Below are 24,243 nucleotides of genomic sequence, written 5' to 3'. Positions count from 1 at the left end.
GGAACGGCCGCGGGGCCGGCCCGCGTCCGCGCGGGCCGGCCCCGCGCCGTGCTCAGTCCAGGCCGACGCGGGCCACCCCCGTCGCGGTCAGGCTGCCCAGCCAGAGGTGGCGGCCGTGTTGCCGCACGCCGGTGACCATCGGGTACGCCCCGCTCGGGCCGTGCAGCGTGCGCAGCACCCGGCCGGTGCCGTCGACCAGCGCGACCAGCCCGTAGCGGCGCGGCTGCGGCTGCACCGCGCCGGGCAGCAGGGCCACGATCTGCCGCACCCGGGGGTGTGGCAGCAGCCGTTCCATGGCGCGCAGCCGAGGGCTGGGCAACGCGACCCAGTAGGTGCCGTCGCCGACCGCGGAGATGTTGTCCGGGTAGGCGGGCAGGTCGGTGAGCACAGTGGCCCGCCCGCCCGGCAGGTCCACCCGGAGCAGCCGGTGGGTGGCGGTCTCGGCGAGCATCAGCGCCGACTCGTCCGGGGTCAGCGCGAGCCCGTTGGGGAAGTAGAGCCCGTCCGCGACCACGTCGGTGCGCCCGGTGCGCCTGTCGTACGCGAGGACGCGCCCGTTGGGCCGGTGCTCCAGCAGGTCGCGCTTCCAGTGCGAGAGCGGGAACCGGTCGGACGAGTCGGTGAAGTAGACGGTGCCGTCGCGCGCCACCGCCGCGTTGTCGGCCAGGTGCACCGGCGGCGCCGTCCCGGTCAGCTCGTGCACCCGGCCGCCCGGGTCGACCCGCAGCAGTCCCCGGTACGCGTCGCAGACCAGCAGTCCGCCGTCGACCGGATCGCGCTCGATGCCCAGCGGCCGCCCGCCGGTCTCGGCCAGCAGGGTGGGCGGCGTGCCGGGCGGGGAGTCGGCCGGCCACCACCAGAGGCGGCCGTCCTCGTCGCCGCTGACCACCCGGCCGTCGCCGTCGACCACCACGTCCTCCGGGCCGTGGCCGCCGGCCGGTAGCGGCAGCAGGTCGGCCCGGTCGAGCCGGGTGTCAGCGGGCGCCCAGGGGCCGGTGAGCGGCGGCGGCACCGTCGCCGGCTCGCGGATCGGCCGGATCAGCAGGGGCGCACGCGGGCGGGGGACGACCATCGACTCATTGTGGCCCGGCGGCGTCGCGCAGGGCAGTCCCCGACGGCGTTTCGCGGCGTCCCGCGCGGCGTGGCGTCGCGGCTGAGGGTAGACCCTGAGACGGCTCGGGGTCGGGTCCCGGACACTACCCGGAACCCCCGCCGCGGGGTCCGGAAATGTCGGTGGGGCCCGGTAGGTTTGGCCGCATGGTACACAGCGGTGAGCGCTTCCACGTGGCGATGGACGTGCACGATCACGTGGTCGAGCTGCGCCCGGTCGGCGAGATCGACATCGCCTCCGTGACGGCGTTCCGGGCCGCGCTCTGGGCGGCACCGGCCCGGCCGGTGCTGCGGGTCGACCTGTCCGGCGTGCGGCTGCTCTCCGCCGCCGGTGTCCGCGCGCTGGTCGCCACCCACTTGCGGGTCCGGGCCCGTGGCGGTGAGCTGGTGCTCACCGACCCCGACCCGGTGGTGGCCCGGGTGCTTCGGGTGACCGGCCTGCACCGGGTGCTCCCGGTGCGCTGCTCCGAGCGCTCGCAAGCCCTGCCCGGCCGCGCCCAGGACCTGTCCGGCCGCTCCCACGAGCTGGTGGCCTGCGCGGCCTGAGCCCGAGCGGGCCGTCGGGCGGCATGAGCCGGAGCGGGGCCGCCGCCCGGCGACCCCCGAGACACGAACCGGGCCGCCGCGCGTCGGCCGTGCACGCGCCGGGCCGCCGGCGCGAGTGCCGGCGGCCCGGCGTGAAGGGCGCTGCGCTCAGCGCACGCCGAGCAGGTCCACCACGAAGACGAGCGTCTCGTTCGGCTTGATGACGCCGCCGGCGCCCCGGGCGCCGTAGCCCAGGTGCGGCGGGATGGTGAGCCGGCGCCGGCCGCCCACCTTCATGCCCACGACGCCCTGGTCCCAGCCGGCGATGACCTGGCCGCCGCCGAGCGGGAACTCGAACGTCTCACCCCGGTTCCACGAGGCGTCGAACTCGCGGCCGTTCGAGTGGGCCACGCCCACGTAGTGCACGCTCACCAGTTGGCCCGGGCGGGCCTCCGGGCCGTCGCCGACGGTGATGTCCTCGACGACGAGATCGGCGGGCGGCGCGCCCTCGATCGGGCCGACCTCGGGCTTGTCCATGAGCGGGTCTCCTCGGATGCTGACGGTGTGGTCACAGTCGATCCTGCCGGATCGCGACCGGCCGATACGCGCCGGTCCCCGCACACCGGCGTGGCGGGGACACGAAAGGGGGCGGGCGCCGCCTGTCGGCGACGCCCGCCCCGGGGCGAGCTGGTCACTTCAGCCAGGGCAGACGCTGGACCAGGGGGAGCTTCGCCCAGATCCGGCCGAGGCCGAGGGTGTTGCCGGCGCCCACCAGGGCCAGACCGGCCAGCAGGCCCGCGTAGATGAGGTGGTCGTCCATGAAGGGGTTGTTCGCCGGGGGCAGCACGGCCGTCCACATCAGGACCAGGAGCAGCCCGCCGGCGACGGCGGCGACCCGGATGCCGATGCCGAGCATCAGGGCGACACCGATGCCGAGGAGGCCGAGCATGAACAGCCAGTCCGCCCAGGCCGCGCCGGCCAGGTTCTGGTAGAAGCCCGCGAACGGTCCCTCGACGGCGTTCCCGAGGAAGCCCTTGGTGGGGCTGCCGCCGTTGATCCAGGCGTTCTTCGCCGGGGTCTCGTGACCGAGGCCGAACATCTTGTCGAGGAAGGCCCAGAGGAACACCCAGCCCAGGGCGAGCCGCAGACCGGCCCAGACGTACCGGGTGGCCTTCTGGCGGGTGGTCTCGGTGTGCGCCGCCGGAGCGATGGTGGCGGCGGGGGTCCGCTTGACGGCGGGGGTCCGCTCGATTGTCGCGGTCATTGTCTCCACGTCCCTTCCTGTGCCTCGCACCGCGCTTCCCGGTGGCACATTCATTCCACCGCCGCGCGGCGTCCGGCAGCAGGGCCGAGAGGTGCCCTCCTGACCGGGTCCTTGGTCCCGTCCGTACCCGGTCCGGTCGGCCCCTCACGGCCGGTCCGCCGCCCCTGACCAGGGCGCCCGCCGGCCGCCTACCGTCGCAGGTGGAGACCCGGCACGAGGAGGTCGTGATGAGGACGTGGCAGGTGGCCGACGTGATGACCAGGGACGTCGCTACGGTGACGGAGGAGACCCCGTACCGCGAGGTCGTCGACGTGCTGGTCCGGCAGCGGATCAGCGGTGTGCCGGTGGTGGACTCGTTCCGCCGGGTGCTCGGGGTGATCTCCGAGGCGGACCTGCTGCACAAGGTGGAGCGGTCCGGCCACCCGGAGGAGCGGCGGGTCTTCGAGGGACGGCGCCGCCGTACCGCGCGGGAGAAGGCGGGCGCGCTCGTCGCCCGGGACCTGATGACCGCCCCGGCGGTCACCACCCACGAGCGGGCGTCGCTCGCGGCGACCGCCCGGCTGATGGACCACGAGGCGGTCAAGCGGCTCCCGGTGCTGGACGACCTGGGCCGGCTGGCCGGCATCGTCACCCGCGGTGACCTGCTGCGCGTGCACCTGCGCACCGACGCGGAGATCCGCGAGGAGGTCGTGCACGAGGTGCTGCGCCGGGTGCTGTCGGTGCGCGACGGCCTGGTCACCGTCCAGGTCCGCGGCGGTGAGGTCACCATGGACGGGCGGCTGGACCGGCGCAGCGCCGTCGAACTCGCCGGCCGTCTCGCCGCCCAGGTCGCGGGTGTGGTCGCGGTGCACAACGCGATCGGGTACGACGTGGACGACACCACGCTGATGGAGCTGGACCCGGTGCACGCCACCCCGGTGGCCTGACCGCCGCCGGTCCGGGCCCCACCGGTCAGGTGGGGCCCTCGGTGGCGAGCTGGGCGGCGAGCAGCGCCGGGGCCTCGGCCAGTGACGGGCCGTACCAGGTGAGGTGCCGGCCGGACACCAGCGCCGCCGGCACGCCGGGGAACGCCTCCGGCCCGTCGTCGGCGGTGAACCGGTACGGCTCGTCGGGCAGCACCACCAGGTCCGGCGCCCGGGCGCGCAGTTCGTCCAGGCTCGGCCGGGGATAGCGGTCGGCGTCGTCAGCCCAGCCGTTGCGCACACCGAGCCGGGCCAGCACGTCCCCGGCGAACGTGTCCCGCCCCAGCACCACCCAGGGCCGCCGCCACACCGGCACCACGGCGGTGCGGACCCGCCCCGGCGCGGGCAGCGCGGCCCACGCGCGGCGGGCCTCGCGCAGCCACGGCGGCTCGGCCGGCGCGCCGAGCGCGACCACCAGCTCACCGAGCTGGTCGAGGGCCTCCGGCACGGTACGCGGGAACGTGACCCGGACCGGCACTCCGGCCGCGCGTAACGCCTCGGCGTCGGCCAGCCGGTTCTCCTCCTCGTTGAGCAGCACCAGGTCCGGCTCCAGCGCGAGCACCCGGTCCAGGTCGGGGTACTTCGTCCCGCCGACCCGGGCGACGTCCAGCCCGGCCGGACGGGTGCACCAGTCGGTCGCCCCGACCAGCACCTCCGGGCGGGTGGCCGCGACCGCCTCGGTCAGCGACGGCACCAGTGACACCACCCGCACGGCGTCTCCTCCCTCGAGCCGGACCGGCCGGTCAGTGTGCCGGTGCGGCCACGGCGTCGGCGTTCTCCGCCGGCAGGCCCGCCACCGGCACGCCCTTGCGTACCGCCCAGTCGACAGCGGCGCGCAGGTCCGCGGTGGGCAGCGGCCGCCGGGTGGTCACCCCGACCGCCGCGTGCACGGTGTACGCCATGAACGGGTACGACCGGGCCAGCGCGCCGATCGCGTCGTGCAGCCGGCGTACCACCTCCAGCGCGGCCGGCTCGTCGAGCCCCGGCAAAAGGAGCTGGAACTCGTTCTCGGTGACCCGCAGCGCGCGGTCGACCGGCCGCAGCACGGCGGTGATCGCGGTGAGCACGGCGTGCCCCTCGCGGGCGACACCGCGTCGGCCGAAGCGTTCCGGCGAGCCGGGCGGCGCGTCCACCCGCAGCCCGACCAGCGCCACCGGCAGCGTGCCGGAGGCGGTCACCCCGTCCGCGCCGGACCAGCGGGCCAGGCCGGCTTCGTCCAGCATCGCCTCGGCCGGCTCGACCGGCTGGTTGTTCCGGTCGCCGCGGCGGGCCAGCAGCCGCAGCGCCGCCTCGGCGCGCGGTTCGCCCGGCCCGGCCGGGATGTCCCGCACCCGGGCGATCGCCTCGTCCAGCGCGGCACGTGCCACGGCGGGCAGCCGCTCGGCGAGCTGTTCGCGCAGCCGGATCGTCTCGTGCAGCGCCTCGTCGCGGCGGAAACCCCAGCGACCCTCGAACAGGCGGCCGGACTCCAGCGTCGGCGCGGGCGCCACCTCGGCCCGGTCGTGCGCGACGAGTGTGGCGCCGAAACGAGGGCTCAGCGCCACCACCGTCCACTCCCGGGCCAGCGCCTCCGTCTCGTCCAGCGCCACGCCGTAGGCGCCCTCGGGCAGGTCGGGCGGCGGCCCGCCGACCATCGCCACCACCGTCACGGCGGCGCGGCCGGCGATGCGCCGGTAGACCTCGCGCTCCCGGGCGAAGTACGGCAGCCGCTGGAACAGCGCGAGCACGACGAGCGGGCCGTCCTCGGCCTCGGCGAGCGCGGCGCGTTCGACGGCGTGGGAGACGGCGACGAGGCTGCGTTTGGTGAACTGTTCCGGGGTCCGTCCGCTGGGCACGGGCAGAGCCTAGAGGGACGGGCGCGGTAGCGCACCGGTCGACCGGACCGGTCCTGCCGCACCGCCTACACTCGGGCGTCGACCGGACGAGGGGGATCGGGGCGAGATGACGAGCACAGGCAGCGTGACCGCCTCCTGGCTGCGGCCGATCCCACCCGGCGTCGCGCCGTCCCTGGTCCGTGCCGGCCACCTCGGTCACGCCGTGCGGCGGCTCGGCGAGCTGGTGCAGGGCCGGCCGCCGGGGGTCACCGGCAGCCAGTGGAGCACCGCCGGACGGGCGTCGCTCGACCTGGTGGTCTGCGACGCCGGCACCGGGCTGCCGCGCTTCGCGGTGCGGTTCACCGCGCCCGTCCCCGACGGATCGCCCGCGCGGCGGGAGGAACGGCTGACCGACGCGGTCTGCGCCGCCGTCGGCCTGCCGCTGCTGCGTGTCGAGTCGCCCACGCTGGGCGGCGCGGAGCAGGTCCGCCGGTTCGTCGAGTACGTGCTGGACGCGCGGGCCTACGCCGACGGCACCGACCCGGACGGCGGCGACGCGGTCGGCTTCCGGGACATCCTCGGCCGGTTGCCGGACGGCCGGCGCGGGCCGGTGAACGACCTGGGCGCGCTGGCCCGGGTCGAGGCGGTCGAGGCGTACGTGGCGGGCCGCATCGCCGACCCGATCGTGCGCGGCCTGCACGTGCGCTGGACCGACGGCCCGGCGGAGGGGTGGGCCTGGGCCGAGGTGCGGCCCGGCCGCTGCCTGCTGGAGCGGGTCCGGCTGACCTCGCGCGGCTTCTCCTGCGGCGTCGACCCGGGGCGGCTCGCCGAGGATCTGGCCGTGGTGGCGCTGGGGGAGCGGTTGCGTGACCTCGACGCCGCCGCGCCGTCCCTGCTGGACCGTGACGAGCTTCTCCGGCGGGTACGCGCGCTGGCCGCGCGGCGGGACTCCTTCGACGGCGGGTTCGCCTTCGACCACCTCTGCGCCGACTGAGCCGTCCTCGCCCGCGACGACGGCGACTTTCGATTTTTTTCCGATCTCCGGTTGAACCTTCGCCGACGGCGCTCCGTACCTCATCGGGAATGGACGCAGATCTTCCCCGCCGCGCCGCCGACGGCGCGGAGACGGTGCGGAAAGGGCATCGTCGGCCATTGACGTGCGACCGAGCGTCGCAGTGATCTCACACCCCGAATTCGTCGGTCCGCCGGGATCACCAGTCAACTACCGGATCGAGAAGGAGAGCAATTCGATGCGCAGGTCCACACGGGCGCGCCGGTCATCCGGTAACGCGCGGAGCAAGCGGTTGCTGGCGGTCGTCGGCACGCTCGCGGTCTTCGGCGGCATCGTCGCCGTCACCCAGATCTCGTCCGCCCAGGACCGGCGGACGACCACCCGCGCCGCGTCGGCGTCCTGCGTGCCCGCGAGCCCGGGGGCGACCGCCCCGAACGGCCAGGGCAGCACCACCCGTACCTGGCAGAACGGCCGCTGGGTCCGCAACCACTGGGGCGACGGCCAGATGTCACCGGCCGAGTGCCAGCAGACCAACGCGGGCGGCGCCGGCGCCGGCACCCCGACCGTGGCCTGCCCGGACGTCCGCGGCCGGCTGCCGCAGGTGCCCGACCGGGCCCGCGCCGAGGTGGACCGCACCCTGGCGCTGCTGGAGTCGCAGATCGCCGAGGCGAACCGGCGGCTCGCCGCGGAGGGCCGCAACGGCGGCGACTTCATCAACAATGCGATCCTGCGTCCGCTCGCGGACAAGCGGACCGCGGCGCTCAACCGGATCGCCACCGCCATCGGCCGGGTCGCCCAGCGCCCGCAGGGCCTGGATCAGCTCGCCCAGTGCGCGCTGACCGACACCCCCCAGAACGGCGGTCAGAACGGCGGGAACAACAACGGGGGCCAGAACGGCGGCGACAACAACGGTGGCCAGAACGGCGGCAACAACGGCGGCGGGAACAACAATGGCGGTGGCCAGAACAACGGCGGCGGCAACGGCCTGAACGTGCTCGCCAAGGACTGCTCCGGCAGCCAGCTCCAGGCCCACGACGGTTTCCAGAACGGCAACCGGTGCGTGAGCACCGCGTTCGGTGAGGTGGGCGCCGCGGCGAACAACCCGTCGCTGCTGATCACGCAGTTCCCGAACCAGGTGCGGCGCAACCAGCCGTTCACGCTCCGGGTCACCACCAAGAACCTGGTGCGGGACCGCTTCCTCGCCGCCGGCCAGGGCGGCTACTACCTGGAGAGCTCGCTGCTCAACGGCCAGGGCCTGGTGCGCGGCCACTTCCACACCGCCTGCCGGATGCTCGGCAGCACCCGGCAGCCTCCGAACCCGCAGGACGTGCCGGCCTTCTTCGTCGCCACCGAGGACGGGCGGGGCGGCGACCAGCCGGACGACGTGCTGATCCAGATCCCGGGCCTGGCGCAGTCGGGCGTGGCGCAGTGCGCGGTCTGGGCCGGTGACGGCTCGCACCGTATCCCGATGATGGAGCGGGCCAACCAGACCCCCGCCATCGACGTGGTGCGCATCCGGGTCAACTGAGCGGGCGTACGGCCGCGGCCGTCCGGGGGACTCCTCCGGGCGGCCGCTGCCGTTCCCGCGCCGGGGCGCGGTGGGAGGTGAGCCCGGAAGAAATCTCGTGCCGCGCTATGCGGCCGGATGAAAAGCGCCGGCCGTAGAAAGCCGATCGGGGCCACACCGATTTCTCAGCGTGACCCCCGGATGCCCGACGGTGAACCGGTGGCGGTCAGCGGTTCTTGTACGCCTGGACCACCGACACGGGGATGCGCCCGCGCTCGGAAATCTCGAACCCGTTCTTGGCGGCCCATTCCCGGATGGCGCGGTTCTGCTCGCGGTCCATTCCCGAGGTGCTCGGCCGGGTGGTGCGGCGGGCGCCGCGGGTGACCTCGGCCGTTCCCCGGCCGATTCGCCTGCCAGCGCTGATGTACGGATCCAGCGCCTTGCGCAGGACGCCGGCGTTCTCGTCGGAGACGTCGATCGTGTACGCCACGCCGTCCAGGCTGAACTCGACGGTCCGATCGGCCTTTCCGCCGTCGAGGTCGTCGGTCAGAACGGTGATTACTTTCCTTGCCATCGCCATTACTCCCTGTGTCGGGCGGGGTGTGGCTAAGAGTTTGACCTACCGCGCGGTAATTCCGCAACAATAGCCCGCTGTTTCCATTCGGCGGGTCGCGGTAAAGGGGTGTCGCCATTGGGTGCGCGGCGCGGGAACGCGGCGCTTCGCAGTGGCGTGGGTCACAACCCGGAACAAGGGACATGTTTTGTTACTTGAGCCAGACACGCTCAACCAACGTGATGGCAGGTGTTCGATGGCAACTCTTCCGGTACTTCCCCTGACCGACGCCGTCCTGCTGCCCGGGATGGTCATCCCGGTGACCCTCGACCCGACCACCCAGGCCGCCGTCGACGCGGCGCGCGCCACCGGCGACAAGGAACTCCTGGCCGTGCCCCGCATCGACGGTGAGTACGGCTCCGTCGGCGTGGTCGCCACGATCGAGAAGGTGGGCCGGCTGCCCAGCGGCGAGCCGGCGGCGGTCGTCCGAGGTCTGGCCCGCGCCCGCATCGGCTCCGGCGTGCCCGGTCCCGGCGCCGCGCTCTGGGTCGAGGCGACCACACTCGACGAGCCCGCACCGGCGGGCCGCGCCCGGGAACTCGCCCGTGAGTACCGCGCGCTCATGACGTCAGTGCTGCAGCAGCGCGGTGCCTGGCAGGTGATCGACGCGATGGAGCGGATGACCGACCTGTCCGAGCTGGCCGACTCGGCCGGTTACGCGCCCTGGCTCAGCCTGGCGCAGAAGACCGAACTGCTCGCCGCGCCGGACGTCACCGCCCGGCTGGACCTGCTCGTCGGCTGGGTGAAGGAACACCTGGCCGAGCAGGAGGTCACCGAGCAGATCAACAGCGACGTCCGCGAGGGGCTGGAGAAGTCCCAGCGGGAGTTCCTGCTCCGCCAGCAGCTCGCCGCGATCCGCAAGGAACTCGGCGAGGACGAGCCGGACGGCTCCGCCGACTACCGCTCCCGGGTGGAGTCCGCCGACCTGCCGGAGAAGGTGCGCGAGGCGGCGCTTCGTGAGGTCGGCAAGCTGGAGCGGGCCAGTGACGCCTCACCCGAGGCGGGCTGGATCCGTACCTGGCTGGACACCGTCCTGGAGATGCCGTGGAACACGCGTACCCAGGACGACACGGACCTGGCCGCGGCCCGGGCCGTGCTGGACGCCGACCACGCCGGCCTGGCCGACGTGAAGGACCGCATCCTGGAGTACCTCGCGGTGCGCAACCGGCGCGCGGAGCGCAACCTCGGCGTGGTCGGCGGACGCGGCTCCGGCGCGGTGCTGGCCCTCGCCGGTCCGCCCGGTGTCGGCAAGACCAGCCTCGGTGAGTCGGTCGCCCGGGCGCTGGGCCGCAACTTCGTCCGCGTCTCCCTCGGCGGTGTCCGGGACGAGGCGGAGATCCGCGGCCACCGGCGCACGTACGTCGGCGCGCTGCCCGGCCGGATCGTGCGGGCGCTGCGCGAGGCCGGCTCGATGAACCCGGTCGTGCTGCTCGACGAGGTCGACAAGCTGGCCGCCGGTTACGCCGGCGACCCGGCCGCGGCCCTGCTCGAGGTGCTCGACCCGGCGCAGAACCACACGTTCCGCGACCACTACCTGGAGGTCGACCTCGACCTGTCCGACGTGCTGTTCCTGGCCACCGCCAACGTGGTCGAGGCGATCCCCGGCCCGCTGCTGGACCGGATGGAACTGGTCGCGCTGGACGGCTACACCGAGGACGAGAAGGTCGCCATCGCCCGGGACCACCTGCTGCCCCGGCAGCGGGAGCGGGCCGGGCTGACCGCCGACGAGGTGACAGTCGCCGACGAGGCGCTGGCGCTGATCGCGGGCGAGTACACCCGGGAGGCCGGCGTCCGGCAGCTCGAACGGGCCCTGGCGAAGATCCTGCGCAAGGTGGCCGTCGCGCTCGCCACGGACGCCGCGCCGGTGCACGTGGACGCCGGGAACCTGGCCCGCTACCTGGGCCGGCCGAAGTTCACCCCGGAGTCGGCCGAGCGGACGGCCGTGCCCGGCGTGGCGACCGGCCTGGCCGTCACCGGCGCCGGTGGGGACGTGCTGTTCATCGAGGCCACCACGATGGAGGGCGAGCCGGGCCTGACGCTCACCGGCCAGCTCGGCGACGTGATGAAGGAGTCCGCGCACATCGCGTGGTCGTACCTGCGGTCGAACGGACGGCGCTACGGGCTGGACCCGAACGCGCTGGCCGGGCGGCGGATCCACCTGCACGTCCCGGCGGGCGCGGTGCCCAAGGACGGCCCGAGCGCCGGCATCACCATGGTGACCGCGCTGGCGTCCCTGGTGACCGGGCGTCCGGTGCGGCCCGAGTTCGGGATGACCGGCGAGGTGACGCTCTCCGGCCGGGTACTGCCGATCGGCGGGGTGAAGCAGAAGCTGCTCGCCGCGCACCGGGCCGGCCTCACCGAGGTGATCATCCCGAAGCGCAACGAGCCGGACCTGGACGACCTGCCGGCGCAGGTGCGGGAGGCGCTGACCGTGCACACCCTGTCCGACGTGGCGGACGTGCTCGCGCTGGCGCTGCGCCCGGCCGAGATCGGCACGGAGGCGCTGGACGGTCCGGCGCTCGCCGCGGCCTGACGACAGTCGCCCCGGCCACCGTCCGCACGGTGGCCGGGGCGCCGTCGTGTCCGCCCGCGGGTCGCGTCGGGCTCAGCGGCGGTCGCGCCGCTCGTAGCCCCGGTCGCGGCGCTCGCCCGGACCGTCGCCGTCGCGGTCCCGGCGCACCGTCGCCTTGCGGCCCTTGATGGTGGTGCCGCGCAGCCCGGCGATGATCTCGTCGGCCACCCCCTGCGGCACCTCGACCAGCGAGAACCGGTCGGCGATCTCGATCGAGCCGATGTCCCGGCCGCTGATCCGGGTCTCCCCGGTGATCGCGCCGACCAGGTCCTGCGGCCGTACCCCGGCCCGCCGGCCCAGCCCGATGAAGACCTGGGTGGTGCCGCCGGTACGCGGGCGCCCCGGGCCCCGGCGCTCGCCCCGCCCGCCGGTCTCCGGCCGGCCCTCGCGCGGACCGCGGACCGGAACCTGCGGGATCTCCTCCTCGTCGTCCGAGCCCGGCGACGTCGCCTCGTGCGCCAGCTTCACCGCCGCCAGCGCCACCTCGACCAGGTCGAACTCGTCGGTGAGCGACTCCACGATCGCCCGGTACGGGTCGAGGTCGTCCTCCAGCAGGCTCTCCCGCAGCGCGGCCTGGGTCAGCTCCAGCCGCCGGGTCCGCATGTCCGCCACCGTGGGGATCTTGTCGATGGCGATCCGCTGCCCGGTGACCCGCTCGATGGTCTTGAGCATCCGGTGCTCACGCGGCTCGGCGAGCGTGATCGCCACACCCTCCCGCCCGGCCCGGCCGACCCGCCCGATCCGGTGCACGTACGACTCCGGTGCCGACGGGACGTCGTAGTTGACCACGTGGGTGAGCTGCTCGACGTCCAGCCCTCGGGCGGCCACGTCGGTGGCGACCAGCAGGTCCGCCGTGCCGGCGCGCAGCCGGCCCATCACCCGGTCCCGCTGCTCCTGGCTCATCCCGCCGTGCAGCGCCTCGGCCCGGTAGCCCCGGCCGTTCATCGTCTCGGTGAGCCGGTCCACCTCCTCCCGGCTGCGGCAGAACACGATCGCCGCGGTCGGCGACTCCACGTCCAGCACCCGGCCCAGCGCGGCCGGCTTGTGCCCCCGGGCCACGATGTACGCGCTCTGCCGCACCCGGGGGGCCTCCCCGGCGACCGGCCGCTCCCGCTCGATCCGGATGCGGACCGGGTCGGTCAGGTGCTGCCGGGCCAGCCCGTCGATGCGGGCCGGCATGGTGGCCGAGAACAGCACCGTCTGCCGGCCGGCCGGGGCGTGCTCCAGGATCGCCTCGATGTCCTCGGCGAAGCCCATGTCGAGCATCTCGTCCGCCTCGTCCAGCACCACCGTGCTCAGCGCGCCGAGCCGCAGCGTGCCCCGGGCGATGTGGTCCAGGGCCCGGCCCGGCGTCGCCACCACCACGTCCACGCCGTGGTCGAGCGCGCGCAACTGCCGGCCGATCGGCTGCCCGCCGTAGATCGGCAGCACGCGGGCGCCCAGGTCCTTGCCGTAGCGGTGGAACGCCTCGGAGACCTGCACGGCCAGTTCCCGCGTCGGCACCAGCACCAGCGACACCGGGTCGCCCTCGGCCCGGCCGACCGGCATCCGCTGCAACAGCGGCAACGCGAACGCGGCGGTCTTGCCCGTACCGGTCGCCGCCTGCCCAAGCAGATCCTGTCCGCCCAGCAGCGGAGGGATCGCCTCCCGCTGGATCGGCGTGGGTTCCTCGTAGCCGAGCGCGGCAAGCGCGCCCAGCAGCTCGTCGCGGAGCCCGAGATCCGCGAAGGCGGCGGTGTCCTCGGCGTCGGCGGCAATGGCGGGGTCGGTCGGGGTCGGTGCGGCGGTCATGCGACAAGTTTTTCATCACCGGCGTGCGGCGGTCGCGGCGACCGGGGCAAACGTTCGCCGCGACACCCGCGTGCCGTCCCTGCCGGGTGATCCGGCGTGGCCCCGTGCCCCCGCCGGATCACCGGGACAGGACGGCCAGCAGCGTGGTGAGACCCACCCCGACGTCGAACACCGCGCACCACAGCGCGTACCCGCGCGGCACCACCGTGCCGGTGCGGTGGTGCCAGGCGTCCCAGGCGGCGTGGACGAGCCAGCCCACCCCGACGAGCACCCCGGCGACGTCGGCGGAGGCGGTCATCGCCACGACCGCCAGGCCGCCCCACACGGCCGCCCCGGCGAGCTGCGCCGCCAGCGCGCGCCGGTCGCCCCACTGCCGCCGCCAGGTGCCGATCAGCAGGTAGCCGGCCGGCAGGACCAGCAGCGTCCACGGCGCGAAGACGGTCGGCGCGAACCACATGTCCACCGTCATGAGCAGCCCCAGCCCGGCGGGCCACCCCCGCGCCACGGCCACGGCGACCGGGTGGCGGCGGGGCGGCGCGGCGGGCGTGTGCCGGTGCCGCAGCGCCACCAGCAGCATCGCCGGCACCATCAGCAGGTGACCGCCGAGCAGCAGCGTGTCGTCCCCGACCCATCCGGCCCACCAGGGCGGGAGCAGGAGCAGGAACGGCACGTACATGGCCGCCGACATCTCCGCGGTGGCCGCCCGGCCGTCCCCCCGGTACCACATCCACCCGGCCATGCCCGCCGCCATGTTCGTCGCCATCACCAGCGCGCCCACGTCCGGCCGCGCCAGCACCGCCGTGCCGCCGAGCAGGCCCCCGCCCACCTGCCACAGCGGCCCGAGCAGCACCATCCCGGCCACCATCGCCACCACCATCCCGGCCAGGTGCCGGGTCCGCGCCCACCCGGCCCACCGCCGGGGTACGACCACAGTCATCTCCGTCATGCCCCGACCCTGCCGCCGCCGGGCGCACCGGAGAAGGCGCGTCCGTCACCGGGAAACCGTGCGGAACGCACGATCCGGCCGTGACATCTCGCAGGGGCGGGCGGGCCGGCGCACGCCCTAGGATCGGCGGGCATGACAGTCGATTCCGCCGACCACCGGCTGCGCCGGGCCCGGCGGGTCACCCTGCTGTCGCTGGCCACCAACGTGTGGACCACCGTGCTGCTGCCCGCCGTCGGCCTGACCCGTGAACCCGACCCGGTACGCGTCGCGCTCGGCGCCGCCGGGCTGCTCGCCTTCACCGCCGCCCAGATCGCGGTGCTGCACGCCGCCGTCACGCCGTGGCTGCCCGTACCGGCCCGCCGTCGCCGGCACGCCGCGCTGACCGTTGCGGCGCTGCTCAGCCTGCCGCTGCTCGGCCCGGTCGCGGCCGGATCCTGGCCCACCTGGGCGTGGCTGGGCGCTTCCCTGGTCGGCATGGCGCCGCTGCTGTTCCGGCCCGTCGTCGCGGCGGTGGCGGCGGCCGGCGTCCTCGCGGTGTCCGCCGCCGTCACCGCCCTGACCGGTGGGTCGCCGGCCCGGGCGCTGCTGGTCACCGGCGTCGTCGGCGCCGGGATCGCCGCGCTCACCTGGGTGCAGGTCTGGTTCTGGGACCTGCTCGTCGAGGCCCGGCAGGGTCAGGCCGCCCAGGCGCGGCTCGCCGCGGCCGAGGAACGCCTGCGCTTCGCCCGGGACGTACACGATCTGCTCGGCCACGATCTGACCGTGATCGCGCTCAAGGCCGAGCTGGCGGAGCGGCTGGCGCCGCGCGACGCCGGCCGGGCCGCCCGGGAGGCGGCCGAGGCGCGGCGGCTGGCCGGCTCGGCGCTGACCCGGGTCCGGGCGGCGGTGCACGGCTACCGCGCCGTCGACCTGGCCGAGCAGGCCGCCGCGGTGGGGGAGGTGCTGCGCTCCAGCGGGGTTCGCACGACTGTGGTCCCGCCGGCCGGTGAGGTGCCCGCGCCGATCGCCGCCGACCTGGCCGCCGTGCTGCGCGAGGCCGGGACGAACGTGCTGCGGCACAGCCGGGCCGGCTGGTGCCGGATCGAGATCACCCGGGAGGACGGCTTGGTGACGCTGACCGTACGCAACGACGGCGTCCGGGACGACGGCGGACCGGACGGGCTCAGCGGCGGCCTGCGCGGCCTGGCCGACCGGCTCGCACCGGCCGGCGGCCGGGTCCGGGCGCACGCCGCCGACGGCGTGTTCAGCCTGGTGGCGACAGTGCCGGTGACGCCGTGATCCGGGTTCTGCTGGCCGACGACGAGGAGCTGATCCGGCTCGCGCTCGCCGCGCTGCTCGACCTGGAACCGGACATCGAGGTGGTCGCGCACGCCTGCGACGGGCGCAGCGCCCTGGACGCGGCGCTGGCCCACCGCCCGGACGTCGCCGTGCTCGACCTGGAGATGCCACCGCCCGGCGGCGTCGAGGTCGCCGCCGAGCTGGCCCGGGCGCTGCCCGGCTGCGCCCCGGTGATCCTCACCGGACACGGCCGGCCCGCCCAGCTCCGGCCGGCGCTCACCGCCGGGGTACGCGGGTTCCTCGCCAAGGGCGCCCCCGGCGGCGCGCTGGCCGACGTGATCCGCCGGGTGCACTCCGGCGCCCGCTACGTCGACCCCGCGCTCGCGGCCGACGCGCTCACCCTGCCGGAGTGCCCGCTCACGCCGCGTGAGCTGGAGACGCTGCGGCTGGCCGAGCTGGGCACCCCGGTCGCGGTGATCGCCCGGCGGACCCATCTGGCCGCCGGAACGGTCCGCAACCACCTGAGCGCCTGCGTGCAGAAGCTCGGCGCCGCCGACCGGGCGGAGGCGGTACGGCGGGCGCGCGAGGCCGGCTGGCTCTGACGTACGGGGCGTCGCGGGCGGCTGACGCCGACTAGCCTGATCACGTGCGGACGGTCGAACTGCTCTGCTCGCCCGAACTGGAAGCGGCGGTTCGCGCTGCCTGGGACCGGCTCGCCGCCGCCGGGCTGCCCAGCCTGGCCCGCAACACGCACCCGACGAACCGGCCGCACCTGACGCTCGCCTCGGTCGAGGAGTTCCCGCCCGGCGCCGAGCAGCGCCTCGCCGACCTCTGCGACGCGGCGCTCCCGCTGCCGGTGCGGCTGGGCCGGGTGGCGGTGCTCGACGGCAGCGCGCCGCTGGTGTGGCTGGTCCGCCCGACACCGCAGCTCGTCGCGCTGCACGGCGCCGTCTGGGACGTGCTCGCCGAGGCGTCCGGCGGGCACTCGTGGCACCAGCCCGGCCGGTGGGTGCCGCACCTGAGCCTGGCGCTGCGGTTCGGCGCGGCGGACCGGCGCCGCGCCCGGGCGGTCGCCGGCGCGCACCCGCCGGCCGGTGCGTTCGTGGCGGCGCGCAGCTACGACGGCGACGCGCGCACCACTAGCGAGCTGACCACCGCCTGCCCGCGTTCCGGCGGCTGAGCCGGGGCCGCCCCCCACGTGAGGGGACGGCCCCGGACGTCAGCGGTGGAAGCGCAGGTAGTCGAACTCCGCCGTGACGGCCGGCGTCGCGCCGCCGTGCGCCACCAGCCCGATCCGGGGCGTCGTGCCGGCCGGGAACGTCCACACCGCGCCCCACGTCCAGTGCTTCCCGTCGCGGCTGGACCCGGCCCGGAACTCGTGCTCGCCGTCGACCGGGTCGATCCGGTGGGCCAGCCGCAGCCAGGTGGTGGTGCCCGGGGTGCCGACGATGCTGCCGCCGTACACGGGCTGCCCGGCGAAGGGCAGCTCGTAGCCGTACTCGACCTGCCGGGTGTTCCAGATCGCCACCTGGGTCAGCCGGGCGAACCGGTCGTCGTCGACGTACGCGACCAGGCCGGCCTGCTGGTAGTTGCGCACGCTGTCCTCGCCCAGGTCCAGCGTCACCTTCGTCTCGGCGACGTAGTTCCCGGCCGGCGCGTCGCACAGCAGCACCGAGGCGGTGTTGCCGGTGCCGGACAGGTCGGCGTCCTGGACCGGCCAGCGCAGCGCGCCGCCTGCCACGGTGGCGGCCGGGTCCTAGCGTACCCACTGCCAGGCCGGGTCGAGCCCGCCGGTGAACTCGTCGGAGTAGCCGCGCAGCACCGGGCCGACCCGCGGGTCGGGGGCGGCGTGCCGCGCCGGGCGGTACAGCCGGACGGCGCTGACGTTGTCGAACTCGGCTCGGCCGCCCTCGGCGCGCACGGACACCTCACCCGTCGCGGGGCGGGGCAGGCGCACCGACACCTGGGCGACGGGGTCGCCGAGGCGGGACGGGCTGAGCGTGGCGACGAGCTGCCGCCCGCGTACCTCGATCGCGAGATTGTGCCGGTCGCGCAGGTCGAGGCCGGCGGGCAGCGCGGTGGACGCGGCGCCGGCGCTCAGGCGGCCGCGCCCGACGCGGACGTCCACGCCGTGCAGCCGCAGCCCGGCGGTGGCCGCGCCGGTCAGCCGCAGGTCGGTCTCCACGCGCAGGTCGCCGCCCATGCGGGTACGCGAGGTGAGCGTGCCGCTGCCGGTCAGCACCCCGTCGGCGGCCTGCCAGCGGCCGTGCCCGGCCCGCCAGCCGCGCAGGTCGGCGGTGGCGAAGCGGGCGTCGACCGGGCCGGTGGTGACGGGCGCGGTCCGGGCGGTCCCGGAGGGGCCGGCGCCCGCGTTGACGGTGGGCCACCCGTCGATCCAGTCGAGCCGGTCCAGCAGCATCGGCCGCTCGTTGACGCCGAACGGCTCGTCCAGGTACGGGTCGGCGCGGTCGATCGCGTGGTAGGCGATCCAGTCCTGCCCGGACAGGTCGGTGAGGACCGCGTTGTGCCCGGTGCCGATCCAGCGGTTGCCGTTCTGGGTGAGCACCGGCGTGCCGCCGGCCCGGGACACGTCGAGGCGCTGCCCGTCGCGGTCGGTGAACGGGCCGCGCGGGTCACGCGACCGGCCGACCTGCACGGAGTAGCCGGTGGCCGGGCCGGCGCAGCAGTTCGCGGTGGAGGCGAACAGGTAGTACCAGCCGTCGCGGCGCAGCACGTACGCGCCCTCGAACTTGTTGTCGATCGCGACCGGCGTCGGCGTGCCGACCGCGCGCAGCCCGTCCGGGGACAGTTCGGTGACCGAGATGCCGCCGTAGTAGCTGCCGTAGTAGAGCCAGTGGCGGCCGTCGGCGCCGGTGAGCTGGCTCGGGTCGATGGTCCACAGGTAACCGCCGCCGGCGCCCGGGCGCGGCGCGACCACGGGCGTGTCGGCGAACGTCCACGGGCCCGCCGGGCTCGGCGCGGTGGCCACGCCCACGGCGGTGTCGAACGTGTCGTCGGAGACTGTGGTGTCGGTGACCGTCACGTACATCACCCACCGGCCCGCCACCCGCCGCACGTCGGGGGCCCAGAACGCGGCGCCGGGCGCGGCGTAGGCGGGCCGCTGGTCCGGGGTGAACGCGTCGCCGGCGTAGGTCCAGCCGACCAGGTCGGCGGAGCGGGCGATCGGCACCCGGTGCGTGCGGCCCTCGCCCTCGCGCAGCGGGTCGGAGGTGCCGAAGGCGTACCAGAGTCCGTCGTCGCCGCGTACCACGACCGGGTCGGCGAAGGTGTCGGCGAACCCGGCGGAGACCGGGTTGCGGTAGTGGTCGGGCCGGGCGGCGGACGCGGGGGCCGCGCCGGCGAGCAGAAGCGTGAGTACGGCGGCGAGCGCGCCACCGCGGCGGAGGTGTCCCATCGGGCCTGCCCTCGGGAGTAGACGGAGGTGCGGTGCCACCGTTTCTACAACGTTGGAGAGAGTGCTGTAAAGAACCCCGTGACCGTTCGGCGCGGCCCGAACCGTGCCCGTGTCAGCATGGGCCGATGACCACCGGTGCCGACGGCCGCGGACTCGCCGGATTCGCCGCGCTGCTCGCCGACCCCACCCGGGCCGGCTTCTGCCTCGCCCTGCTCGACGGCCGCGCCTGGACCGCCGGGGAGCTGGCCCGCGCCGCCGGGGTCGCCGCCTCCACCGCGAGCGACCACCTCACCCGGCTGGTGGCCGGTGGCCTGCTCGTCGAGGAACGGCAGGGCCGCCACCGGTACGTCCGCCTCGCCGGCCCGGCCGTCGCCCAGCTCGTCGAGGACCTGGCCGCGCGGGCGCCCGCCCCGGCCACCCCGCCCCGCACGTTGCGCGCCGCGTCGGCCGGTGTCGCCCTGGCGTACGCCCGCACCTGCTACGACCACCTGGCCGGGCGGCTCGGCGTGCTGGTGTACGACGCCCTGCTCGACCGCGGCGTGCTCGACCGCTCCGGCGGCCTGGCGCTGACCGGCAACGGCGTGACCTGGCTGGCCGGTCTCGGCGTACCGGTCGAACCGCTGCGCGCGACGCGGCGGCCGCTGGTGCGCGACTGCCTGGACTGGACCGAACGGCGTCCGCACCTGGCCGGCGCGCTCGGGGCGGCGCTGTGCGGGCGCTTCCTCGACCTCGGCTGGACCGTGCGGGGCGCCGGGCGAGCGGTGCGGCTCACCACGTCCGGTCGGGACGCGCTGGCCGAGGCGCTCGCGCTCGACCCGGCGCTGCTGGCCCCGCCCGCGTCCCGCGGCAGCGGCCCCGCCCGCGCCTGACCCGCCCGTGCCCGCGGCACCGGTCCCGCCCGTGCCGGACCGCCGGGTGGGCCCGGCCGTATCGTTCGGTCCGGACCGAACTGTCGGCGCCCTACGGTCGGACGATGGATTCACCGACGATCACGGCTGCTCCGGGCACACCGCCCTGCGGGCCGCCGACCTCCGACGACGGCGGCTGGGTGGTCACCCGCTACGCGGACGTGGTCTCCGTCCTGACCGATCCCCGCTGCGTGGTGCCACCCGCCGAGGGAGCGCCGGAGGGCGGCCTGGCATGGCTGCGCGCCTCGGTGAGCCGGTTCAGTCCGCCGGACCGGCATGCCGCGCGGCGAGCCGTCGGGGTGGCGGCGCTCGACACGCTCGACCCACCGGAACTGCGCGCGGCAGCGGAGCGGCTGACCGGGCGGATCGTCGACCGCGCCGCGACCGGGGACCGGGTGGACGTGACCGGTGACCTGGCTCGGCGCGTACCCCTTGCGGTGCTCGCGGAGCGGCTCGGCCTGGCCGACCCGGCGGCGGCCGTCGCGGAGGTGACGGCGGTGGCCGCCGCCTACCACCCGGGTGCCGGCCCGGCGGCGGTGCGGCGGGCGGACCGGGCGGTGGCGGCGCTGCAGGCCATGTCGCCGCCCGCTCCGGCTGAGGTGACAGCGAACCGGCTCGGGCTGCTGGTGCAGGCCGCCGACGCCACCGCCGGGCTGATCGTGGCCGCCGTCCGGCACGGGCTCGCCGCGCCGGACGGGCTCGGGACCGACGCGTTGCTCGCCGAGGTGCTGCGCCTCGACCCACCGGTACGGGTCACCCGCCGGGTCGCCGCCGACGCGCTGAGCCTGGACGGCCAACCGGTACGCGCGGGGGAGCGGCTGCTGCTGCGGTTCGACGCCGCCAACCGCGACCCGGCGGCCTTCGCGGAGCCGGACCGGTTCCGCGCCGGCCGGGCGGGTGCCGCGCTGACGTTCGGCGCCGGTCCCCGCGGCTGCCCCGGGCAGCGGCACGCGCTCGCCCTGGCCGCCGGTGTGGTCGGCGTGCTGCGCCGCCGCTGCCGTCCCGCCGGCCCGGCCCCTGACGTCCCGACGGCCCGACTCGAGGTGATCCTGCGATGACCGACCGGTACCGCGCGTTCCGTGACCTGCACCGGCCCGGCGAACCGCTGCTCCTGCCGAACGCCTGGGACCACGCCTCCGCCGCGGCGCTCGCCGCCCGGGGCCACCCGGCGATCGGCACCACCAGCCTGGGCGTGGCGGCGTCCGCCGGTCGGCCGGACGCGGTCCGCGCCACCCGCGCCGAGACGCTGGATCTGGCGTACCGGCTGCGGGACCTGCCGACGCTGCTCACGGTGGACGTCGAGGACGGCTTCCACGACGACCCGGCGGAGGTCGCCGCGTTCGTGGGCGAACTGGCCGGGCTCGGCGTGGCCGGCGTGAACCTGGAGGACGGCCGCCCGGACGGGCGCCTGGCCCCGGCGGAGCACGTCGCCGCCGTGATCGCGGCCGTCCGCGCCGCCGTGCCGCAGATCTTCGTCAACGCCCGCACCGACGCCTGGTGGCTGGGCGTGCCGTCGCCGCTGGCCGAGGCGCGGCGGCGGGCGGCGCTGTTCCGGGACGCCGGCGCCGACGGCCTGTTCGTGCCGGGCGCGCCGGACGACCTGGTCGGCGTGCTCGCCGCCGAGGCGGGGTTGCCGCTGAACGTGCTGTACCGGCCGGGCGGACCGGACCTGGCCGCCCTCGGGCGGCTCGGGGTGGCCCGGGTCAGCACCGGGTCGCTGCTGTTCCGGGCGGCCCTCGGCGCGGCGCTGCATCTGACCGACGCGATCGGCGCCGGGCGCGACGCGGGCCTGCCGGCGCCGCCCGGGTACGAGGAGGTGCAGGCCCTGGCCGGGCCGTCCGCCACCTGATCGGGCACTTCGGAGGAGATGGGACGATCGCCGCCCTCTCGGCTCATTACGGTGTGTGCAGGCCCAATCACGCCGTGTCCTGACCGAGAGGGGACGGAAACCATGCGAGTGCCCAGCCGCAGCCCCGGTCGCCAGCCCGGTCCCGCCGTCACGTCCACCGCTCCCGCGCGGCGGGTGCCCGCCGCCGGGCGGCGCGCGGGCAGCGAGCCGGACCTGTCCGCGTACCGGGCGGCGGTTGCGGAACTCCTGGTCGAGGTGGGCGCGCTCGCCGACGCGCCGTCCACCACCGCCCGCCAGGTGCTGCTCGACCAGCGGCTGCGCGAACCGGCCATCGCCGCCGTCCTCGACGCCACCCCGCAGGGCCTGATCGGCGCCCGGGAGACCCTGCTGCTGGAGATGGCCCGCTACCAGCCCAACGCGCGCAGCTCGGCGCAGGACCTCACCGCGCTGGTCCGGATCTACCTGCTCTCCCGCGTCGACGTGCTCTGGTGGCGGGACAGCCCCACGTTCCTCACCGACGACCAGGTCCGCGCCAGCACCGAACTGGTCGACCTGGAGTGGCTGCGCCGCCGCGGCCTGATCGAGTTCCGCTACCAGGAACAGCCCGCCACAGTGGTGGGACGCGGACTGCGGGCGGTCCGGCGACGGCTGCGCCCGGAGGCCACCCCGCGTACCGCCGGGCTGCTGTTCCGCCGGGCCCGCCGCGAGATGATCGCCTTCCTCAACGACCTGGCCCGGGAGTTCACCGCCGTCGCGCCGGACGGCACGCCGCCGCTGTGGGTGACCAGCCTGGCCCGCAGCGCCGAGCACCAGTACCGGCTGCGCCGCCTCGGGTACGCCGCGATGGTGCCCAGCGGGCACTGCCTCGGCTGGGCCGCCGACGTCGAACTGGAGTGGTACGACCGCTTCGGCGCCCGCCCGGCGCTCGCCGGCCTGCTGCTGGCCCGCCAGGACGCCGGCGAGGTGAACGTGGTCGACGAGGGACAGGCCTGGCACGTGTGCCTCGCCCCGGCAGCCCGCCGCCGGTACCGGCGGGCGTACGAGGCCGAGATGGGGGTGTGACCCGGTGTGCGGCATCGCGCTGAGCATCGGCCCCGAAGCGGACCCGGCGACGTTCCGGCGGATGCTCGCCGCGCTCGCGCCGCGCGGTGAGGTCACCGAGACCCGGCAGGAACACGGCCTCCTCGCCGGCGTACGACGGCTGAAGATCGTGGACCGGGAACGGTCCGTCCAGCCGTGGATGTCGCCGGACGAACGGCACCTGCTCTGCTTCAACGGCGAGATCTTCAACCACCACGAGCTGCGCGCCGAGCTGACCCGGCTCGGGCACCGGTTCCGCACCACAGGCGACACCGAGGTGGTGCTCGCCGCGTTCCACCAGTGGGGCGAGAACGCGGTCCGCCGGCTGCGCGGCGAGTACGCGTTCGTGATCGTCGAGCGGGACACCGGCCGGGCGTACCTGGCCCGCGACCCGCTCGGGGTCAAGCCGCTGTACTGGTCCCGCCTGCCCGGCTGCCTGCACCTCGCCTCCGAGGTCAAGGCGCTGGTCGGGCACGGCGCGCCGATCGGCGAGGTGGCGCCCGGCCATCACGGCTGGGTCGAGCCCGGCCGCCCGGTCCGGCTCGGCCCGCACGTCGACCTGCTCACCCTCGGTGACGGCCTGCCGGTGATCGACGACCCGGACGAGGCCGCACTGCTGGTCCGCGTCGCGCTCACCGACGCGATGCGCGCCCGGCTGGACACCGACCTCACCGTCGGCGTGGTGCTCTCCGGCGGCCTGGACAGCTCGCTGGCGCTGCTGCACGCCCGGGAGCTGCACCCCGACTGCGTGGCGGTCACCGTCGGCGTGCCGGAGAGCCCGGACGTCGCGTACGCCCGGCGGCTCGCCGCCGACCTCGGCGTACCGCACGAGGTGATCGAGCTGCGCCCGCGCGACATCCGGCTCGCCGACGTCCGCGAGGCGATCCGGATCTCCGAGCTGACCGAGTACGGCGACATCATCAACGCGGTCGTCTCCGTGCCGATCTTCCGGCGGCTGCGCGAGCTGGGCGTGCGGGTGGTGCTCACCGGCGACGGCTCCGACGAACTGTTCGGCGGGTACCCGATGTACCACCGGGTCGGGCCGGAGCGCTCCCGCCGGCTGTTCCTGCACAAGATCCGCAACCTGTGCCGGACCGAGCTGCAACGGGTGGACCGGGCCAGCATGGCGCACGGCGTGGAGGCCCGGGTGCCGTTCCTCGACTTCAGCGTCGTCGAACTGGCCATGCGGCTGCCGCTGAACGTGAAACTGCGCGACGGTCAGGAGAAGTGGATCGTCCGGCGGGCCTTCGCGGACGTGCTGCCCTCCTACGTCCGGCAGCGGCCGAAGAACCCGATGTCGTACTCGTCGGGACTGCACGAGCGGGCCCGCCTCTACAAGCCGCTGTTCGCCCGGCTGCACCGCTCCTTCGGCTACGACCTGCTCGAACCGGTCCGCCGGGACTTCGACAGCGTGCTCACCCGTTGCGGCAACGACCTCGACCGGGCCATCGCGGAGGGCATGGCCCGGCCCGACTACACAGTGCTGGAACACGCCCGGGACCTGGTCGGCGCGGCCCGCTGGAACGCCGCGCCGATGGTCCGCCGGCTGGTCAACCCGCGCCGTACCAGAGGCGACGAGGCGCCCCTGCCCGGATGA

General features: G+C 75.6%; 23 protein-coding genes. 13 read left to right on the top strand and 10 right to left on the bottom strand.

The window, feature by feature from the left end; genetic code table 11:
• Positions 1-52 precede the first annotated feature (52 nt).
• Entirely contained in the window at positions 53-1,072 is a 1,020-nt protein-coding gene (locus V6U82_RS00875) for an SMP-30/gluconolactonase/LRE family protein (RefSeq protein WP_334458583.1), read from the bottom strand.
• Positions 1,073-1,257: 185 nt separating this feature from the next.
• Here V6U82_RS00875 and V6U82_RS00870 point away from each other — a divergent pair, with 185 nt between their 5' ends.
• The gene (locus V6U82_RS00870) at positions 1,258-1,656 is read left to right on the top strand and encodes an STAS domain-containing protein (protein WP_334458582.1); all 399 of its coding nucleotides are present in this window, start codon (positions 1,258-1,260) and stop codon (positions 1,654-1,656) included.
• Positions 1,657-1,803: 147 nt separating this feature from the next.
• Here V6U82_RS00870 and V6U82_RS00865 read toward each other — a convergent pair whose 3' ends face one another.
• Both V6U82_RS00865 and V6U82_RS00860 read right to left on the bottom strand, forming a co-directional pair.
• Positions 1,804-2,172: an FKBP-type peptidyl-prolyl cis-trans isomerase gene (locus V6U82_RS00865; protein ID WP_120569670.1), complete on the bottom strand. Its 369-nt coding sequence runs from the start codon at positions 2,170-2,172 to the stop codon at positions 1,804-1,806.
• A gap of 154 nt (positions 2,173-2,326) precedes the next feature.
• Positions 2,327-2,908, bottom strand: a complete 582-nt coding sequence (locus tag V6U82_RS00860) for a hypothetical protein (RefSeq protein ID WP_436836993.1) — start codon at positions 2,906-2,908, stop codon at positions 2,327-2,329.
• A gap of 218 nt (positions 2,909-3,126) precedes the next feature.
• Here V6U82_RS00860 and V6U82_RS00855 point away from each other — a divergent pair, with 218 nt between their 5' ends.
• Complete coding sequence (locus V6U82_RS00855; RefSeq protein WP_334458580.1) at positions 3,127-3,825, top strand: CBS domain-containing protein; 699 nt, start codon at positions 3,127-3,129, stop codon at positions 3,823-3,825.
• Positions 3,826-3,850: 25 nt separating this feature from the next.
• On the opposite strand, the gene V6U82_RS00850 is transcribed toward V6U82_RS00855, so the two are convergent.
• Together V6U82_RS00850 and V6U82_RS00845 are read right to left on the bottom strand one after the other, a co-directional pair.
• Positions 3,851-4,573 carry a helical backbone metal receptor gene (locus V6U82_RS00850; RefSeq protein WP_334458579.1) on the bottom strand — a complete coding sequence of 241 codons (723 nt, stop codon included), beginning with the start codon at positions 4,571-4,573 and terminating at the stop codon, positions 3,851-3,853.
• A 31-nt stretch (positions 4,574-4,604) separates the two neighbouring features.
• Positions 4,605-5,696: a DICT sensory domain-containing protein gene (locus V6U82_RS00845; protein WP_334458578.1), complete on the bottom strand. Its 1,092-nt coding sequence runs from the start codon at positions 5,694-5,696 to the stop codon at positions 4,605-4,607.
• Between the two features lie 106 nt (positions 5,697-5,802).
• Here V6U82_RS00845 and V6U82_RS00840 point away from each other — a divergent pair, with 106 nt between their 5' ends.
• Together V6U82_RS00840 and V6U82_RS00835 are read left to right on the top strand one after the other, a co-directional pair.
• Entirely contained in the window at positions 5,803-6,669 is an 867-nt protein-coding gene (locus V6U82_RS00840) for a DUF2726 domain-containing protein (protein ID WP_334458576.1), read from the top strand.
• 256 nt (positions 6,670-6,925) lie between these two features.
• Entirely contained in the window at positions 6,926-8,215 is a 1,290-nt protein-coding gene (locus V6U82_RS00835; protein ID WP_334458575.1) for a hypothetical protein, read from the top strand.
• A 205-nt stretch (positions 8,216-8,420) separates the two neighbouring features.
• Here V6U82_RS00835 and V6U82_RS00830 read toward each other — a convergent pair whose 3' ends face one another.
• A complete protein-coding gene (locus V6U82_RS00830; protein ID WP_334458574.1) occupies positions 8,421-8,768 on the bottom strand; it encodes a histone-like nucleoid-structuring protein Lsr2 in 348 nt (115 codons plus the stop codon).
• Between the two features lie 235 nt (positions 8,769-9,003).
• Between V6U82_RS00830 and lon the strand changes: the two genes are divergently transcribed.
• A complete protein-coding gene (gene lon / locus V6U82_RS00825; protein ID WP_334458573.1) occupies positions 9,004-11,340 on the top strand; it encodes an endopeptidase La in 2,337 nt (778 codons plus the stop codon).
• A gap of 72 nt (positions 11,341-11,412) precedes the next feature.
• On the opposite strand, the gene V6U82_RS00820 is transcribed toward lon, so the two are convergent.
• A complete protein-coding gene (locus V6U82_RS00820; protein ID WP_334458572.1) occupies positions 11,413-13,170 on the bottom strand; it encodes a DEAD/DEAH box helicase in 1,758 nt (585 codons plus the stop codon).
• A 118-nt stretch (positions 13,171-13,288) separates the two neighbouring features.
• Positions 13,289-14,116, bottom strand: coding sequence for a hypothetical protein (locus V6U82_RS00815; RefSeq protein WP_334458571.1), 828 nt, complete (start codon positions 14,114-14,116; stop codon positions 13,289-13,291).
• Positions 14,117-14,248: 132 nt separating this feature from the next.
• On the opposite strand from V6U82_RS00815, the gene V6U82_RS00810 reads away from it, so the two are divergent.
• From V6U82_RS00810 to V6U82_RS00800, 3 genes are read left to right on the top strand one after another with little or no spacing between them, the layout of a single operon-like run.
• Complete coding sequence (locus V6U82_RS00810) at positions 14,249-15,394, top strand: sensor histidine kinase (protein ID WP_334458570.1); 1,146 nt, start codon at positions 14,249-14,251, stop codon at positions 15,392-15,394.
• On the top strand, positions 15,391-15,996 hold the full coding sequence (locus tag V6U82_RS00805; protein ID WP_334458569.1) for a response regulator transcription factor: 606 nt from the start codon (positions 15,391-15,393) through the stop codon (positions 15,994-15,996). The genes V6U82_RS00810 and V6U82_RS00805 overlap by 4 nt, the downstream gene beginning before the upstream one ends.
• 44 nt (positions 15,997-16,040) lie before the next feature.
• Complete coding sequence (locus V6U82_RS00800; RefSeq protein WP_334458568.1) at positions 16,041-16,574, top strand: 2'-5' RNA ligase family protein; 534 nt, start codon at positions 16,041-16,043, stop codon at positions 16,572-16,574.
• A gap of 39 nt (positions 16,575-16,613) precedes the next feature.
• Here the strand turns inward: V6U82_RS00800 and V6U82_RS00795 are convergent, their stop codons facing one another.
• Together V6U82_RS00795 and V6U82_RS00790 are read right to left on the bottom strand one after the other, a co-directional pair.
• A complete protein-coding gene (locus tag V6U82_RS00795) occupies positions 16,614-17,135 on the bottom strand; it encodes a hypothetical protein (RefSeq protein ID WP_334458567.1) in 522 nt (173 codons plus the stop codon).
• A 15-nt stretch (positions 17,136-17,150) separates the two neighbouring features.
• On the bottom strand, positions 17,151-18,809 hold the full coding sequence (locus tag V6U82_RS00790) for a family 43 glycosylhydrolase (RefSeq protein WP_334458566.1): 1,659 nt from the start codon (positions 18,807-18,809) through the stop codon (positions 17,151-17,153).
• 125 nt (positions 18,810-18,934) lie between these two features.
• On the opposite strand from V6U82_RS00790, the gene V6U82_RS00785 reads away from it, so the two are divergent.
• From V6U82_RS00785 to V6U82_RS00765, 5 genes are all read left to right on the top strand, one after another.
• On the top strand, positions 18,935-19,678 hold the full coding sequence (locus V6U82_RS00785) for an ArsR/SmtB family transcription factor (RefSeq protein WP_334458564.1): 744 nt from the start codon (positions 18,935-18,937) through the stop codon (positions 19,676-19,678).
• A gap of 104 nt (positions 19,679-19,782) precedes the next feature.
• Positions 19,783-20,775, top strand: coding sequence for a cytochrome P450 (locus tag V6U82_RS00780; protein WP_334458562.1), 993 nt, complete (start codon positions 19,783-19,785; stop codon positions 20,773-20,775).
• A complete protein-coding gene (locus V6U82_RS00775; RefSeq protein WP_334458560.1) occupies positions 20,772-21,566 on the top strand; it encodes an isocitrate lyase/PEP mutase family protein in 795 nt (264 codons plus the stop codon). Before V6U82_RS00780 ends, V6U82_RS00775 begins: the two co-directional genes overlap by 4 nt.
• Positions 21,567-21,668: 102 nt before the next feature.
• Complete coding sequence (locus V6U82_RS00770) at positions 21,669-22,628, top strand: hypothetical protein (RefSeq protein WP_334458559.1); 960 nt, start codon at positions 21,669-21,671, stop codon at positions 22,626-22,628.
• Positions 22,629-22,632: 4 nt separating this feature from the next.
• Positions 22,633-24,243 carry an asparagine synthetase B family protein gene (locus tag V6U82_RS00765; RefSeq protein ID WP_334458558.1) on the top strand — a complete coding sequence of 537 codons (1,611 nt, stop codon included), beginning with the start codon at positions 22,633-22,635 and terminating at the stop codon, positions 24,241-24,243.

Source organism: Micromonospora sp. CPCC 205554 (assembly GCF_036902745.1).
GTDB lineage: Bacteria > Actinomycetota > Actinomycetes > Mycobacteriales > Micromonosporaceae > Micromonospora > Micromonospora tulbaghiae.
The sequence above is the reverse complement of the archived record's forward strand: the minus strand, read 5'-3'. Positions and strand labels throughout refer to the sequence as shown.

Excerpts from the sequence above, each read along its gene's own strand:
- V6U82_RS00875 (WP_334458583.1), bottom strand. The coding sequence starts at position 1,072 with ATGGTCGTCCCCCGCCCGCGTGCGCCCCTGCTGATCCGGCCGATCCGC.
- V6U82_RS00870 (WP_334458582.1), top strand. The coding sequence starts at position 1,258 with ATGGTACACAGCGGTGAGCGCTTCCACGTGGCGATGGACGTGCACGAT.
- V6U82_RS00865 (WP_120569670.1), bottom strand. The coding sequence starts at position 2,172 with ATGGACAAGCCCGAGGTCGGCCCGATCGAGGGCGCGCCGCCCGCCGAT.
- V6U82_RS00855 (WP_334458580.1), top strand. The coding sequence starts at position 3,127 with ATGAGGACGTGGCAGGTGGCCGACGTGATGACCAGGGACGTCGCTACG.
- V6U82_RS00840 (WP_334458576.1), top strand. The coding sequence starts at position 5,803 with ATGACGAGCACAGGCAGCGTGACCGCCTCCTGGCTGCGGCCGATCCCA.
- V6U82_RS00835 (WP_334458575.1), top strand. The coding sequence starts at position 6,926 with ATGCGCAGGTCCACACGGGCGCGCCGGTCATCCGGTAACGCGCGGAGC.
- V6U82_RS00830 (WP_334458574.1), bottom strand. The coding sequence starts at position 8,768 with ATGGCAAGGAAAGTAATCACCGTTCTGACCGACGACCTCGACGGCGGA.
- lon (WP_334458573.1), top strand. The coding sequence starts at position 9,004 with ATGGCAACTCTTCCGGTACTTCCCCTGACCGACGCCGTCCTGCTGCCC.
- V6U82_RS00820 (WP_334458572.1), bottom strand. The coding sequence starts at position 13,170 with ATGACCGCCGCACCGACCCCGACCGACCCCGCCATTGCCGCCGACGCC.
- V6U82_RS00815 (WP_334458571.1), bottom strand. The coding sequence starts at position 14,116 with ATGACGGAGATGACTGTGGTCGTACCCCGGCGGTGGGCCGGGTGGGCG.
- V6U82_RS00810 (WP_334458570.1), top strand. The coding sequence starts at position 14,249 with ATGACAGTCGATTCCGCCGACCACCGGCTGCGCCGGGCCCGGCGGGTC.
- V6U82_RS00790 (WP_334458566.1), bottom strand. The coding sequence starts at position 18,809 with ATGGGACACCTCCGCCGCGGTGGCGCGCTCGCCGCCGTACTCACGCTT.
- V6U82_RS00785 (WP_334458564.1), top strand. The coding sequence starts at position 18,935 with ATGACCACCGGTGCCGACGGCCGCGGACTCGCCGGATTCGCCGCGCTG.
- V6U82_RS00780 (WP_334458562.1), top strand. The coding sequence starts at position 19,783 with ATGGATTCACCGACGATCACGGCTGCTCCGGGCACACCGCCCTGCGGG.
- V6U82_RS00775 (WP_334458560.1), top strand. The coding sequence starts at position 20,772 with ATGACCGACCGGTACCGCGCGTTCCGTGACCTGCACCGGCCCGGCGAA.
- V6U82_RS00770 (WP_334458559.1), top strand. The coding sequence starts at position 21,669 with ATGCGAGTGCCCAGCCGCAGCCCCGGTCGCCAGCCCGGTCCCGCCGTC.